The following is a 13,750-nucleotide window of genomic DNA, read 5'->3' on the forward strand; positions in this document are numbered from 1 at the left end:
CTCACGTTAGCCCGAGCTGCTCCTCGAGCTGGGCGCGGTCGGGCAGGTCGGTGTAGCGCCGGACGTCGTCGAGACGCACGTAGTAGAAGACGCCGTCGACCGTCGCGGGGTCGATGCCCTGCAGCTCGGCCCACGCGAGCCGGTAGATGGCCAGCTGCAGCGGATCGGAGGTCGGCTGCCGGTTGGTCTTCCAGTCGACGACGTCGAAGCCCCGGTCGGTGCGGTAGACCGCGTCGATGCGTCCGATGACCTGCTGCCCGCCCAGCATGATCGAGAACGGGGCCTCGATCGCGTACGGCGTGGTGCCGCCGTAGGGACCGGCCAGGAACTTCGCGGTCATCTCGTCGAGCTCGGCGTCGCTGCCGATGTCGGTGTCGCCGCGCCCCGGCAGGTCGGCGGGGTCGAGCAGCGTCTGCTGGCCTCCCTCGAGCTGCGCCTCGACCCAGGCGTGGAAGCGGGTGCCGAACCGGGCGCCCGCCACCGGCTCGCGCGGCATGGGACGGGCCAGCTCGGCCAGCAGGTCGTCGCGCTCGCCGCCCAGGCGCAGCGCCGTGGTGGCCGACAGGGTCGGCGGCAGGCTGATGGTGCGGACGGGGTCGGCCGCCCGGTCGGCCTCGGCGACCAGCAGCTCGAGCTCGTCCTCGATCTGCTGGACGATCGCGAGCTCGGCCTGCTCGTCGGGGGCGCCGAACTCGGGCAGTGCCGGCGACCCGGGGTCGTCGATGTGGGCGTCGACCAGAGCGGCCAGCCGGTGCCGGGCCGTCAGGTCGGCCGGGGACGCCGGCCACGACACCGCGAGACGCTGCTCGGCGAGCGGGTTGCGGTCGTCGGCGGCGGGCTCGTCGGCCCACACACGCGGCTCGACGCCGCGTGCCGCCAACCAGTCGCGGGTCGTGACCAGGAACGGGGACGGACCGCGCGGACGGGTCGCGGTGCGTCCCCACCAGTGGCCCGACACGTGCAGCTCGAGCTTGGCGCGCGTGAAGGCGACGTAGCCGAGCCGTCGCTCCTCCTGCAGGGCATCGGCGGAGTTGAGCGCGCGGTACTCCTTGTCGCCGGCGAAGGTCCACTCCTCGATGTCGGGCAGCTGGTCGGCGTCTCCGCGCAGCGCCACCGGCAGCGTCGTGGCGCTGCCGACCCATCGCGAGCGGCCGCGAGCGTGCGGGAACACGCCCTTGGCCATGAACGGCACGAAGACGACCCGCCACTCCAGGCCCTTGGCCTTGTGCGCCGTCAGCAGCTTGACCGAGTCGGCGTCGGACGGGGTGGAGACCTCCATGCCGTCGTTGTAGCGCTCCTCGGCCTCGAGATAGGCCAGCAGGCCCGCCAGGGAGGCGTAGGCGTCGTCGGCCGAGTACGCGGCGATCGCGTCGAGCAGCAGGGCGATGTTGTCGAGGCCCGAGGGTGAGCCGGACGCCTCGAGCTCGACGTCGAGGTCGAGGGCGTGCATGACGCGGCGGGCGAAGTCGTAGAGCGGCTCGCCGACGTGCGAGCGCAGGCCCGACAGCAGGGCGGACAGCGACTGGAACCGCACGCGAGCCTCGGGCGAGTAGGGCAGGTCGCCCGGGTCCTCGACGGCGTCGGCCAACGACACGATCTCGGTGGGGTCGGCCCCCTCGACGGCCTTGGCGAGCTGCTGGTCGAGGCTGAGGTCGCCCTCGCGCCCGAACACGCGTCCGCTGAGGGCCGCGGCCCGGCGCCCGAGCAGCGCCAGGTCACGGGCGCCGATGTTCCAGCGCGGGCCCGTGAGCAGTCGCAGCATCGCGGGATTGGCCGTGACGTCGTCGACGACCTCGAGCACCGAGACCAGGTCCTGCACCTCGGGCTGCGCCAGCAACCCGGTGAGCCCGACGACCTCGAACGGGATGCCGGCCTCGCGAAGACCTGCGACGATCTCGCCGTTCTCGCCGCCCACGCGCACGAGGACGGCGATCTCCGACAGCGGGTGACCTGCCTCGATCGCCGCGCGGACGCCGGAGACGACCGCCGCGACCTCGTCGGCCACGGTCGGGTGCAGTGCTACCTCGACCTCGCCCTCGGCGTTCTCGGGGTGCGCCTGCAGCGGCTGGACGTCGGCCGACGTGGCGTAGAACTCGGCGGCGAGCTCGTTGGCCGCGCCGATGATGCTCTTGCCGCACCGGCGGGTCTCGACCAGCGAGAACTGGGCGCCACGGCCCCCGTCGGACGTCGGGAACTGGTCGAGGAACTCGATCAGGTTGCCCGCTGCTGCCCCGCGCCACCCGTAGATGCCCTGCGCCGGATCGCCCACCGCCATGACGGGGTGGCCGCGCCCGTGGTCGGCGTCGGGGCCCGAGAACAGGTTCTTGAGCAGGTCGCGCTGGGCGACGGACGTGTCTTGGTACTCGTCGAGCAGGACGACGTCGAAGCGCTCGCGCAGCGAGTCGGCCACCTCGGCGACGGCCGACAGCTCGGCTCCCCAGGCCATCTGGTCGGAGAAGTCCATGACGCCGGCAACGGCCTTGGCCCTGCGGTAGCGGTCGACGAGGTGACTGAGCTCGGTGCGCTTGCGCGCGGCGGCGATGCCGGCGTCCTGCACCGCGTAGTGCTTGTCGGCACCCTGCAGCGACGCGACGAGGGCGGTGTCGAAGGCGCGCAGCTCGTCGGTCGTGACCAGGTGCTCGGACAGCTGGCCGTCGAGCGCCATGACGTCGCCGACCAGGCGGGGCACGCTGGTGGTGACCTCGAGCAGCGGCCGGTCGTACGACTCGATGGCCTGCGCGACCCGCTGGAAGCGCGAGGCGTCGGAGAGGATGCGCAGATCGGGCTCGATGCCGAGGCGCAGCCCGTGCTCGGCGATGAGGGTGCCGGCGAAGGCGTGGTAGGTCGACGTGGTGGGCTCGCCGTCGGCCTCGACGTCGAGAGCCGTGAGCGACCGGCGGATGCGGACGCCGAGCTCGGCGGCGGCCTTGTTGGTGAACGTCAGGCCGAGGATGCGCTCGGGGGCGATGCCGTGGTGGCCCACGAGCCACACGACACGGGCGGCCATGACCGTGGTCTTGCCCGATCCGGCACCGGCGATGATGACGCTGGGACGGTCGACGGGGGCCGTGATGGCCGCCAGCTGGGGCGGCGAGAACCGGAAGGGCTCACGCCCCGGCGGCGCCGGGAACATGCCCTGGAAGACGTGGTCGAGGTCGTCGGTCGTGCGCAGCTCGGTCATGCCTGGCCTCCCCCGAGGATCGTCGCACCCTCGGGCACCGCGGGGCACGCCCGGCGGAACTCGCAGTGCCGGCACGACTTCTCGCTGGGCGTGGCGGCGAGCTGCTCGTCGGCGATGACGCGCACCGAGCGCGTGAGCTGCTCGAGCGCGAAGAACGGCAGGTCGGCCGGTGGGGCGTCCTGCGGCTGCACGACCGGGTAGTCGGGGAGCTTCTTCTCGCCGTTGCGCAGCTGCACCAGCTCGGCACCGGCCGCCCGCGCACCGGGGGCCAGGTCGTCGGTGGCACCGAGGTCGACCGCGAGCTGGTAGAAGCCCAGCTGCGGGTGCTCGGCGAGGTCCTTGCGCTCGGCGACGGACTTGCTGGTCTTGAGGTCGACCACGTGGACGCCGTCGTCGTCGAGCTCGACGCGGTCCATCGAGCCGCCGAGGGCGACGGTGCGCCCCTCGATCGCGGTGGTGACGAGGAACTCGTGCTCGGCCGCCAGGGTCGTGCGCCCGTGCTGCAGGTGCCACTGCACGAATCGCACGAGGGCGTCGCGGGCCTCGGCCCGCTCGCGCTGGCCGATCCAGTCGGCGGCGAACGCCAGCTGGTCCCACACCGAGTCGACGTACGCCCCGAGTGCGTCGGCGTCGGCGGGCAGCCGCTGCTCGGCGACCTCGGCGGCGACGGCGTGCACGACGGACCCGAACCCCTGGGCCGTCGTGGTGCCGGTGGAGGCCTTGACCTCGTGGTCGTAGAACCACTTGAGCGGGCACTCGACGATCGAGCTGACCGAGCTGCCGGACAGCCGGATGGTGGCGTCGGGCGCGACCATGGGCGTCTCGTTGCGGGTGACGCCACTCATGCCCCACCAGCGCTCGGGCCGCGCCGGTCGCGTGGCGGCGCCGGGACGCTCGGCGAGCATCGCCAGCGAGCGGGCCACCCGGTCGCGCACGACGTCGCTCTGCGTCGTCTCGCCCAGCCGGCGCAAGGCCGCGATGGACCCGCGCAGCGACAGCGGCCGGTCGGGACGGCGCTTGGGGGCCCGCTCGACCGGCCCGTCGACGGGCGGGTGCAGGTGGTCCCACAGCTCGGTGACGAACACCGACGGCTGGTCGCCGTCCTCGCGGCCGCTCTCGACCGCGGTGACGACGAGGTGCTCCTCGGCCCGCGTGCACGCCACGTAGAACAGCCGCCGCTCCTCGCGGAGCGCCTCCTTGGCCGTGGGCGGCGTGATCTCGCCGCCGGGGCCGAGCCGCTCGGTGCGCAGGAAGCTGCCGCGGTGCCGGACGTCGGGCCACGTGCCGTCCTGCACGCCCGCGACGACGACGGTGCGCCACTCGAGCCCCTTGGAGCGGTGCGCCGTCATGAGCTGGACGGCGTCGGGGGCGATGGCTCCCTGCGCCAGGGTGTCGGCCGGGATCTGCTGGGCCTCGAGCTCGGCGACGAAGGTCGTCAGGCCGCGGCGCTGCTGCTCCTCCTCGGCGCGGGCTGCCTGGGCGAAGAGGGCGCACATGACGTCGAGGTCGTGATCGGCCCGGGCCGCTCCCTCGCCGTCGCCGAGCGCCTCGGCGCGCAGCCGCTCGGGCCACGGGGTGCCCGACCACAACGTCCAGAGCACCCGCTCGGCCGGCTCGCCCGCCGTGACCTGGTCGGCGGCGCGCCGCAGCAGCGAGGCCAGGCGCGAGGCTCGAGCGGCCGACTGCCCGAGCGGCTGGTCGGGGCGCGCCAGCGTGCGCAGCACCGCCGGCTGCGAGAGCGCCTCGGCCAGCAGCAGGCGGGACGGGCGGGGGCCGCTCTCGTCGCTGCGGTCGGCCTCGCGGAGCGCCCGACCCACGCGCCGCAGCGCGGGCGCGTCGAGGCCGCACAACGGCCCGGACAGCAGCGCGTCGGCCGCCGCAGGGTCGAGCGCTCGGTCGTGGGCGAGGTCGTCGGCGGCCCGCAGCGCCGCGAGCAGGGCCCGGACGGACGGCTCGGCGGCCAGCGGCAGCTCGTCACCGGCCACCACCACCGGCACCCCGGCGGCGCTGAGCGAGCGCTGGTAGCGCGCGATGTCGGCGGCCGTGCGCACCAGCACCGCCATGTCGCCCCACGGCACCTCGCGGGCGAGCCGCTGCTCGCGCAGGATCAGCGCGATGTGCTCGGCCTCGGCGGTGGGCGTGGCGAAGGTCTCGACGTGCACGTCGCCGTCGCGCCGGCGGCGCGGGGTGAGGTGCCGGAGCCGGTCGTGCTCGCGGCCGTCGAGCGCCCCGAGCACCCCCTTGTTGGTGACGATCGATGCTGCCGCGGCCGAGATGGTGGCCCCGTACCGGCTCGTGCGACTCAGCACGACGAGGTCGGCCGGACGTCCGTCGGCCTTCGGGAACTGCGTGCGGAAGTCGAGGATGCCGCGCACGTCGGCCCCCCGGAAGCCGTAGATCGACTGGTAGGGGTCGCCGACGACGATCACGTCGTTGCCGTCACCGGCCAGAGCCTGCAGCAGCTCGACCTGGAGCGGGTCGGTGTCCTGGTACTCGTCGACGACGACCAGCCGGTAGGCCGAGCGGACCCGGTCGCGCCGGGCGGGGTCGCGCAGCAGCTGGACGGCCTGGAACACCAGGTCGGAGTAGTCGATCGTGTTGTCGAAGGCCGCGACCGCCGTGTAGTCGTCGAAGAAGCGGGCCGCGGCCGTCCACTCGTCGCGGCCGTGCTGCTCGCCGAGGCGCAGGATGTCGACGGCGTCGAGGTTGCGCGACCGTGCGGTGGACAAGAAGCGTTGCATCTCGTCGGCCAGGCCCCTGGTGCGCAGCGACGGACGCAGCAGCGGCGGCCACTCCTCGGCGTCGCCCTCGCCCAGCAGGCGCTGGATCATGGCGTCCTGCTCGGGGGCGCTGAGCAGCTGGAGCGGACGCACGAAGTCGCTGGGGTCCTGCTGCTGGCGCACCAGGGCGTAGCAGTAGGAGTGGAACGTCATCGCCGGCGTGGACGCCGTGGTGCGGGCCAGCCGGCGGGCGATGCGCGACTTGAGCTCGTCGGCGGCCTTGCGGCTGAACGTCAGCACCAGGATCTGCTCGGGCGCCAAGCCCTCGTCGACCCGCCGGGCCACCACCTCGACCAGCGTCGACGTCTTGCCCGCGCCGGGGCCGGCCAGCACCAGCAGCGGACCACCCGGGTGGTCGACGACCGCCCGCTGCTCGTCGTCGAGCTCGGGCACGCGCGGCGGCTGGACGTCGGGCGTCTGCAGCACGTACTCGATCGGCATGAGCCCATCCCACCAGACGCCGCCGACAGTCAGTCGTCGAACTGCCAGAGTGCTCGTCGGATGTCGACGGCGGCGCCGCTCGGGCGCATCGGCGTGCCCTCCTCGGCGTAGTGCTCCTGGGCGCCGATGCCGTGGGCGGCCGTCAGGCTGCCGTCGGCGCGCACGACGCGCCACCAGGCGACCGCGCCACCGTCCATGGCCATGACGCGACCCACCTGTCGCGGGCCGCCCTCACCCAGGATCTCGGCGATCGCGCCATACGACAGGACCTGGCCGGGCGGGATCCGCTCGACCAGGTCCAGGACCCGATCACCGAAGTCGGGGCTCATCGTCTGTCGCTCAGTACGTCGGCTGGCTGGGGTCGATCTGGTTGACCCACGCCACGACACCGCCACCCACGTGGACGGAGTCCTTGTATCCGGCGCCCTTCAGCACCGCCAGCGCCTCGGCCGAGCGCACGCCCGACTTGCAGTGCAGCACGATCTGCCGGTCGCTGGGCAGCTGCTCGAGGGCCTTGCCGTTCAGGAACTCGCCCTTCGGGATCAGGATCGAGCCCGGGATCTTGTTGATCTCGTACTCGCCCGGCTCGCGCACGTCCACCAGGACGAAGTCGCGACCGCCGTCGTTGCGCTCCTTGAGCCAGCCGTCGAGCGTCGTGACCGAGATCGTCGAGTCGGCGGCCGCGTCGGCGGCCTCCTCGCTGATCGCGCCGCAGAACGCCTCGTAGTCACTCATGAGCTCGGTCGGCAGGACGCCGTCGGGATCGCGCCGGATCTTGAGCGTCGAGTACCTCATCTCGAGCGCGTCGTAGACCATCAGGCGTCCGATCAGCGGGTCACCGATACCGGTGATGAGCTTGATCGCCTCGGTCACCATGATCGAGCCGATCGAGGCGCACAGGACGCCCAGCACGCCGCCCTCGGCGCACGACGGGACCATGCCCGGCGGCGGCGGCTCGGGGTAGAGGTCGCGATACTGCGGGCCCTCCTGCGCCCAGAAGACGCTGACCTGGCCCTCGAAGCGGTAGATGGAGCCCCACACGTACGGCTTGCCGAGGATGACCGCCGCGTCGTTGACGAGGTAGCGCGTCGCGAAGTTGTCGGTGCCGTCGACGATCAGGTCGTACTGGCTGAAGATCTCCAGGACGTTGTCGTTGTCGAGCCGCTCGTTGTGCACGATGGTCGTGACGTACGGGTTGGTCTCGGCGACCGATGCCGCGGCCGACTCGGCCTTGGGCTTGTCGATGTCGGACTGACCGTGGATGATCTGGCGCTGCAGGTTCGACTCGTCGACGACGTCGTCGTCGATGATGCCGAGGGTGCCGACGCCCGCCGCGGCCAGGTAGAGCAGCGCGGGGCTGCCGAGGCCGCCGGCGCCGATGACCAGCACCTTGGCGTTCTTCAGCCGCTTCTGGCCGGTCATGCCGACGTCCGGGATGATGAGGTGGCGGCTGTACCGGCGCACCTCGTCGATCGTGAGCTCACTTGCTGGTTCGACGAGTGGGGCGACCACGGGTTCTCCTTTGATGGCACGTGCGGCGTCGACAGGCACAACGCCGTGTCCTGCTCCCATTGTTCCCGGCACGCCGAGCCCGTGCTCCGCCCGTCCGGATCGTGGGCGCCCCCAGTAGGCTGGCCCGGTGACCGAAGCCATGCCGATGCGTCAGCGCACCAGCCGACTCCCGCGCACGGCGCGGCGAGCCCAGCTGCTGCAGGTCGCGCTCGAGGTCTTCGTCGAGCAGGGCTACCACGCGGCCTCGATGGACGAGATCGCCGAGCGCGCCGGGGTCTCCAAGCCCGTGCTCTACCAGCACTTCCCGGGCAAGCTCGATCTCTACCTCGCCCTGCTCGAGACGTCCTGCGACACCGTGATCGAGGGCGTCAAGGACGCGCTCGCCTCGACGCAGGACAACCGCCGACGCGTCAAGGCCACGATGGAGCTCTGGTACGACTACGTCGCCGACCAGGGCGCCGCGTTCCGGCTCGTGTTCGAGTCCGACCTTACCAGCGATCCCGCCGTCCGCGAGCAGGTCGACCGCGTGGTCGAGGAGTCCGCGGCCCTCGTGGCCGAGGTCATCAGCGACGACACGGGCCTGCCGCCCGCTGCCTCGCACCTGCTGGCCGTCAGCCTCGTCGGCATGGGCCACGTCGGCGCGCGCAACTGGCTGTCGCACGACTCGAGCCTGTCGCGCGACGAGGCCGTCCAGCTCGTCGCCGCCCTCGCGTGGCGCGGCATCGGAGCCTTTCCCCGCAACGAGGACGACACCGTCCCCGACCAACAGAACCAAGGAGTTGAGTGACCGTGGAGGTCAAGATCGGCGTGCAGTACGCGCCCCGCGAGCTGTCCGTGTCGACCGAGGACGCGCCCAAGGACGTCCTCGCCCAGCTCGACGAGGCGCTCAAGAACGACAGCGTGTTCACGCTGACCGACGACAAGGGACGCACCGTCGCGGTGCCGGCCTCGAAGGTCGCCTACCTCGACTTCACCTCCGACGCCGGACGCAAGGTCGGCTTCGGGCTGGCGGCCAGCGAAGCCGTCACCGCCACCGCCTGACGTCCACTGACGCGCGGGTTGCGTCCTCGTGACGCGCGGCTTGTCGTCGCGCATGGGTAGGTCGCAACCCGCGCGTCAGCGTTGGGTCAGGCAGCCAGGCCCAGCTTCTCCATGCGGGCGGCGTGGGCCTCGGTGAGGCGGGTGAACATGCGTCCGATGCCGGCGAGGTCCATGCCCGGGTGGTCGACGCCACCCACCAGCACGGTGCTGAGCGCGTCGCGCTCGGCCACGACCATCTGCGCCTGGCTCAGCGCCTCGCCCATCAGGCGACGACCCCACAGCGCCAGGCGTCCGCCCACCCGGTGGTCCTGCTCGATCGCGCTGCGGATCGCGTCGATCACGAAGTCGGAGTGACCCGTGCCGCTGAGGGTGTCGAGCACGAGCTCGCGCGTGTCGGCGTCGAGGTACGCCGCGATCTCGCGGTAGAAGTCGGCCGCGAGGCCGTCGCCCACGTAGGCCTTGACCAGGCCCTCGAGCCAGTCGGACGGGCTGGTCTGCCGGTGGAAGCGCTCGAAGGTGGCGGCGAACGGAAGCATCACCTCGAACGGGTCCTCCCCCATGGCGACGAGGTGGTCGCGCAGCTTCTCGAAGTGCCCGAACTCGGCCGTGGCCATCGCCGCGATCTCGACCTTGTTGCGCAGGTCGGGGGCCATCTTGGCGTCCTCGGCCAGTCGCTCGCAGGCGCTGATCTCGCCGTAGGCCAGCAGCCCCAGCAGCTCGAGCACGCCGGTCCGGTAGACCGGATCGTCCATGGTCGAGGGGGTCGGATCGTCGAGAGAGGCCATGACGTTGGAGCGTAGCGTGCGCCCGCATCGGCGGGCTCACGAACCGCAGGGCCCGCAGACGTTAGACTGACAGTGGAAATCCCACGAATCTGAAGAATTCGAGAAGACCCTGACTACGTTCAAAGATCTGGGCGTCATGCCCGAGATCGCCGATGCGCTCATCGCCGTCGGCATCGAAGAAGCTTTCCCGATCCAGGAGATGACGCTCGGCGTCGCACTCCAGGGCACCGATCTCATCGGCCAGGCACGCACCGGAACCGGCAAGACGCTGGCCTTCAGCATCCCGGTCATCCAGCGCATCTCGCTGCCCGCCGACGCCGACTACGACGAGGAGCTCGCCGGCAAGCCGCAGGCCCTCATCGTCGCCCCGACCCGTGAGCTCGCCATCCAGGTCGCCAGCGACGTCGCCGTGGCCTCGAAGGGACGCGGCACCCGCAACCTGACGATCTACGGCGGCGTGCCCTACGAGTCGCAGCTCGACCAGCTGACCGCCGGCGTCGACATCGTCGTCGGCACGCCCGGACGCCTGCTCGACCTGGCCAACCGCGGCGCGCTCGACCTGTCGCACATCCGCACCCTGGTGCTCGACGAGGCCGACGAGATGCTCGACCTGGGCTTCCTGCCCGACGTCGAGTCGCTGCTGGCCAAGACGCCCGAGTCGCGCCAGACCATGCTGTTCTCGGCGACCATGCCGGGCGCGATCGTCGGCCTGGCGCGCAAGCACATGCGCCACCCCATGAACATCCGTGCCGAGTCCGGCGACGACGACAGCCAGATGGTGCCCGCCACGGCGCAGTTCGTCTGGCAGGCGCACGACATGGACAAGCCCGAGATCGTCGGCCGCATCCTGCAGGCCGAGGACGTCGGACGCGTCATCGTCTTCACGCGCACCAAGCGCACGGCGCAGCGCGTCGCCGACGACCTGATCGACCGCGGCTTCCCGGCCTCGCCCCTGCACGGCGACATGGCGCAGCCGGCGCGTGAGAAGGCGCTGGCCCGGTTCCGCGAGGGCAAGATCGACATCCTCGTGGCCACCGACGTCGCCGCCCGCGGCATCGACGTCGCCGGCATCACGCACGTCATCAACTACAACTGCCCCGAGGACGACAAGACGTACGTGCACCGCATCGGCCGCACGGGTCGCGCTGGTGCCTCGGGCATCGCGGTGACGTTCGTCGACTGGGCCGACATCACGCGCTGGAAGCTCATCAACAAGGCCCTCGGCCTGCCGTTCGACGAGCCGCAGGAGACGTACTCGACGTCCGAGCACCTCTTCCACGACCTCGGCATCGACCCGAACGTCAAGGGACGCCTCAAGCCGGCGGCCCCGCGCGAGCCCAAGAAGGACGACGACCGCGGCGGACGCAGCGGCGGCGGCCGTGGCGGTCGCGACGGCGGCGGACGCGACGGTGGTGGGCGCAGCGGCGGCGGGCGCGACGGCAACCGGGGCGAGAGCAAGCGTGGCGGCGGCGATCGCGGCGGACGTCCCTCGTCGTCCGGCGGAGCCAAGCAGCAGGCCGCACCCGACGCACCGGCTCCCCTGCCGACCGGCGAGGACGCCCCGCGCATCCGCAAGCGCACCCGTACCCGCACGCGGGCCCGCGGCGACCAGGCGGCGTCCAACCCCGAGTAACCAGGCACCGTCGAGAGATCCGTCCCTACCGGGGCGGATCTTTCGCGTTCCGGGGTGTCGCGTCAGGCGGTGACGACGACGGGGGTGCCGACGGGGGCGAACTCCCACAGCGCGACGGCATCGTTCTTCCACTGCCGCACGCAGCCGGCCGACAGCGGCGTGCCCAGCTGCGCCTTGGTCTGCTCGAGCCTGCCCGCATTGTCGCGAGGCACCGAGTGGAAGCCGATCGGCTCGCTGTAGCCCGTCGCGAAGCGCACGAAGTACTCCATCGTCCCGCTGGCGTCGAAGGCCGTCGCGTCGCGGGTCTTGGACTGGACGCGGTACGAGCCGGGGTCGAGGTTGTCGAACCGGCTGCCCGACACCAGGTAGGTGCGCTCGACCGTGCCGTCGCCGGCGACGAGCCAGACCCGCTGGTCGCTCTGCGAGAACACGATGCGACGTCCTTCGCCCGATGCGGCCGGCACGGCCGGGTCGGGCTGGCTGCTGACATCAGCCTGGAGAGCAGGAGCGTCGGGGGTCGCGGCCGGCGCCGGCGGCTCGATCGTCGCCGTCTCGAGCGCGGACGGCGTCGCGTCGCGCGTCGCGGCCGACTGGTCGGCACTGGCCGAGCCCGTCACCAGCTGGGGCAGGACCGCCGCGGCCGTGCCGCCGACGACGACCGTCAGGCCCAGGGCGAGCGCCGCGAAGGCCACGCGGGTGGCCGGGAGGGCCTTCCGCCGGGGCGCACGATGCTTGGACACCCGGTCATCGTAGCCGGACGACGGGGGCGTCAGCTCGTGGCGGCAGAGGCCAGCAGACCGGCGGCCACCTCGCGGTAGGCGTCGGCGCCCTTGTGGTTCTTGGCCGTCGACAGCACCGACCGTCCGATCGCCGGGGCCTCGGCGAACCGGATGGTCTTGGGGATGGCCGGCAGCACGACCGGCAGGCCGTACGTCTCCTCGATGGCCTGCAGGACGTTGCGGGCGTGCGTGGTGCGGCCGTCGTACATCGTCGGCAGGACGCCCAGGATCTCGAGCCGCGGGTTGATGAACTGCCGGACGTCGTGGATCGTGTCGAGCAGCTGGCCGACCCCGCGGTGCGACAGCGTCTCGGCCTGCAGGGGGATCAGCACCTGCTGCGCCGCCGACAGGGCACCGACGGTCAGCACGCCGAGGGTGGGCGGGCAGTCGATCAGGATCCAGTCGTAGTCGTCGGCGACCTTGTCGAGCGCCACCCTGAGCCGCTGCTCGCGGCCCGTGCGCGAGACGAGCCCCTCCTCGGCCTGCGTCAGCGTGATGTTGGCCGGCAGCAGGTGCATGCCGTCGTCGGTGACGACGATCGCGTCGTCGGCCTGCTTGGTGCCGAGCAGCACCTGGGCGATGGTCGTCTCGAGGTCTTCTGGGTCGATGCCGAGCGAGAACGTCAGGCTGCCTTGAGGGTCGATGTCGACCAGCAGCACACGTTGGCCGAGCTCGGCGAGGGCTGCCCCGAGGGACACCACCGTGGTGGTCTTGGCGACCCCGCCCTTCTGGTTGGCCACAGCGATCGTCGTCGTCACCCGGCCATTGTGTCACCGATGTCGACGGCCGGGGGGCCGCTGCGGCGGCCGTTTGGCATGCTTGCTCCATGACACATCGAGCACTGGTCACCGGAGCGACATCGGGCATCGGCCTCGCCTTCGCCCAGGAGCTCGGAAAGCGCGGCTACGACCTGGTGATCGTGGCCCGCACCACCGACCGGCTGGAGTCCGTCGCGGCCGACATCCGCGACCGCAGCGGCGTCGAGGTCGACGTCGTCACCGCCGACCTGTCGACCGACCAGGGCATGCAGGTGGCGTCGAACGCCCTGACCGACACGACCCGCCCGGTCGACCTGCTGGTCAACAACGCAGGCGCCTCGCTGGCCGGCTGGTTCGGCACGACCGACATCGCCGACGAGGACCGTCAGCTCGACCTGCTGGTGCGCGCACCGATGCACCTGATGGACGCAGCGATCAAGACGATGGCCGGGCGCGGCGGCGGTCAGATCATCAACGTCGCGAGCGTCGCGGCCTTCACCCCCCGCGGGGTCTACTCGGCCCACAAGGCGTGGCTCGTCAACCTCTCGCGCTGGGCCGACGTGCACTACGACGACGTCAACATCTCGGTGCAGGCCCTGTGCCCCGGATTCGTCCGCACCGAGTTCCACCAGCGGGGCGAGATGGACGTGTCCGGCGTGCCGCGCTGGATGTGGCTCAAGGCCGACAAGGTCGTCACCGCGTCGCTGGCCGACCTGGCCCGCGACAAGGCCGTCTCGGTGCCGTCCGCGCGCTACAAGGTGCTCGCGGCCCTGGCACGCCACCTGCCGGCCCCCTTCGTCACCCGGATGGCCAAGCGTGGCCGCTGAGGTCCGGGAGTCC

Annotated in this window: 11 protein-coding genes; 4 read left to right on the forward strand and 7 right to left on the reverse strand. The window is 72.0% G+C overall.

Annotated elements, in window-relative coordinates; translation table 11 throughout:
* Position 1: 1 nt before the first annotated feature.
* From DX116_RS17085 to moeZ, 4 genes are read right to left on the reverse strand one after another with little or no spacing between them, the layout of a single operon-like run.
* A complete protein-coding gene (locus DX116_RS17085; RefSeq protein ID WP_233556861.1) occupies positions 2–3,181 on the reverse strand; it encodes an ATP-dependent DNA helicase in 3,180 nt (1,059 codons plus the stop codon).
* Entirely contained in the window at positions 3,178–6,402 is a 3,225-nt protein-coding gene (locus tag DX116_RS17090; RefSeq protein WP_119705389.1) for an ATP-dependent helicase, read from the reverse strand. The genes DX116_RS17085 and DX116_RS17090 overlap by 4 nt, the downstream gene beginning before the upstream one ends.
* A gap of 29 nt (positions 6,403–6,431) precedes the next feature.
* On the reverse strand, positions 6,432–6,731 hold the full coding sequence (locus DX116_RS17095; RefSeq protein WP_119705390.1) for an MGMT family protein: 300 nt from the start codon (positions 6,729–6,731) through the stop codon (positions 6,432–6,434).
* 10 nt (positions 6,732–6,741) lie between these two features.
* Positions 6,742–7,914, reverse strand: a complete 1,173-nt coding sequence (gene moeZ, locus DX116_RS17100; protein ID WP_119705391.1) for an adenylyltransferase/sulfurtransferase MoeZ — start codon at positions 7,912–7,914, stop codon at positions 6,742–6,744.
* Between the two features lie 127 nt (positions 7,915–8,041).
* Here moeZ and DX116_RS17105 point away from each other — a divergent pair, with 127 nt between their 5' ends.
* A complete protein-coding gene (locus tag DX116_RS17105) occupies positions 8,042–8,701 on the forward strand; it encodes a TetR/AcrR family transcriptional regulator (protein WP_233556862.1) in 660 nt (219 codons plus the stop codon).
* A complete protein-coding gene (locus DX116_RS17110) occupies positions 8,698–8,955 on the forward strand; it encodes a DUF3107 domain-containing protein (RefSeq protein WP_233556864.1) in 258 nt (85 codons plus the stop codon). Before DX116_RS17105 ends, DX116_RS17110 begins: the two co-directional genes overlap by 4 nt.
* Before the next feature lie 86 nt (positions 8,956–9,041).
* On the opposite strand, the gene DX116_RS17115 is transcribed toward DX116_RS17110, so the two are convergent.
* Positions 9,042–9,740, reverse strand: coding sequence for a ferritin-like fold-containing protein (locus DX116_RS17115; RefSeq protein ID WP_119705392.1), 699 nt, complete (start codon positions 9,738–9,740; stop codon positions 9,042–9,044).
* A gap of 136 nt (positions 9,741–9,876) precedes the next feature.
* Here DX116_RS17115 and DX116_RS17120 point away from each other — a divergent pair, with 136 nt between their 5' ends.
* Positions 9,877–11,373, forward strand: coding sequence for a DEAD/DEAH box helicase (locus DX116_RS17120; RefSeq protein WP_119705393.1), 1,497 nt, complete (start codon positions 9,877–9,879; stop codon positions 11,371–11,373).
* A 62-nt stretch (positions 11,374–11,435) separates the two neighbouring features.
* Here the strand turns inward: DX116_RS17120 and DX116_RS17125 are convergent, their stop codons facing one another.
* Together DX116_RS17125 and DX116_RS17130 are read right to left on the reverse strand one after the other, a co-directional pair.
* The gene (locus tag DX116_RS17125) at positions 11,436–12,113 is read right to left on the reverse strand and encodes a L,D-transpeptidase (RefSeq protein ID WP_158592024.1); all 678 of its coding nucleotides are present in this window, start codon (positions 12,111–12,113) and stop codon (positions 11,436–11,438) included.
* A gap of 29 nt (positions 12,114–12,142) precedes the next feature.
* On the reverse strand, positions 12,143–12,910 hold the full coding sequence (locus tag DX116_RS17130; RefSeq protein ID WP_119705394.1) for a ParA family protein: 768 nt from the start codon (positions 12,908–12,910) through the stop codon (positions 12,143–12,145).
* A 68-nt stretch (positions 12,911–12,978) separates the two neighbouring features.
* Between DX116_RS17130 and DX116_RS17135 the strand changes: the two genes are divergently transcribed.
* Positions 12,979–13,737 carry an SDR family NAD(P)-dependent oxidoreductase gene (locus DX116_RS17135; RefSeq protein WP_119705395.1) on the forward strand — a complete coding sequence of 253 codons (759 nt, stop codon included), beginning with the start codon at positions 12,979–12,981 and terminating at the stop codon, positions 13,735–13,737.
* Positions 13,738–13,750 lie beyond the last annotated feature (13 nt).

It is taken from the genome of Aeromicrobium endophyticum, from assembly GCF_003586285.1.
Taxonomy (GTDB): Bacteria; Actinomycetota; Actinomycetes; order Propionibacteriales; family Nocardioidaceae; genus Aeromicrobium; species Aeromicrobium endophyticum.

What these genes read in the sequence shown, in the direction of transcription:
- DX116_RS17085 (WP_233556861.1), bottom strand. Translation starts at nt 3,181, where the DNA reads ATGACCGAGCTGCGCACGACCGACGACCTCGACCACGTCTTCCAGGGC.
- DX116_RS17090 (WP_119705389.1), bottom strand. Translation starts at nt 6,402, where the DNA reads ATGCCGATCGAGTACGTGCTGCAGACGCCCGACGTCCAGCCGCCGCGC.
- DX116_RS17095 (WP_119705390.1), bottom strand. Translation starts at nt 6,731, where the DNA reads ATGAGCCCCGACTTCGGTGATCGGGTCCTGGACCTGGTCGAGCGGATC.
- DX116_RS17115 (WP_119705392.1), bottom strand. Translation starts at nt 9,740, where the DNA reads ATGGCCTCTCTCGACGATCCGACCCCCTCGACCATGGACGATCCGGTC.
- DX116_RS17120 (WP_119705393.1), top strand. Translation starts at nt 9,877, where the DNA reads ATGCCCGAGATCGCCGATGCGCTCATCGCCGTCGGCATCGAAGAAGCT.
- DX116_RS17135 (WP_119705395.1), top strand. Translation starts at nt 12,979, where the DNA reads ATGACACATCGAGCACTGGTCACCGGAGCGACATCGGGCATCGGCCTC.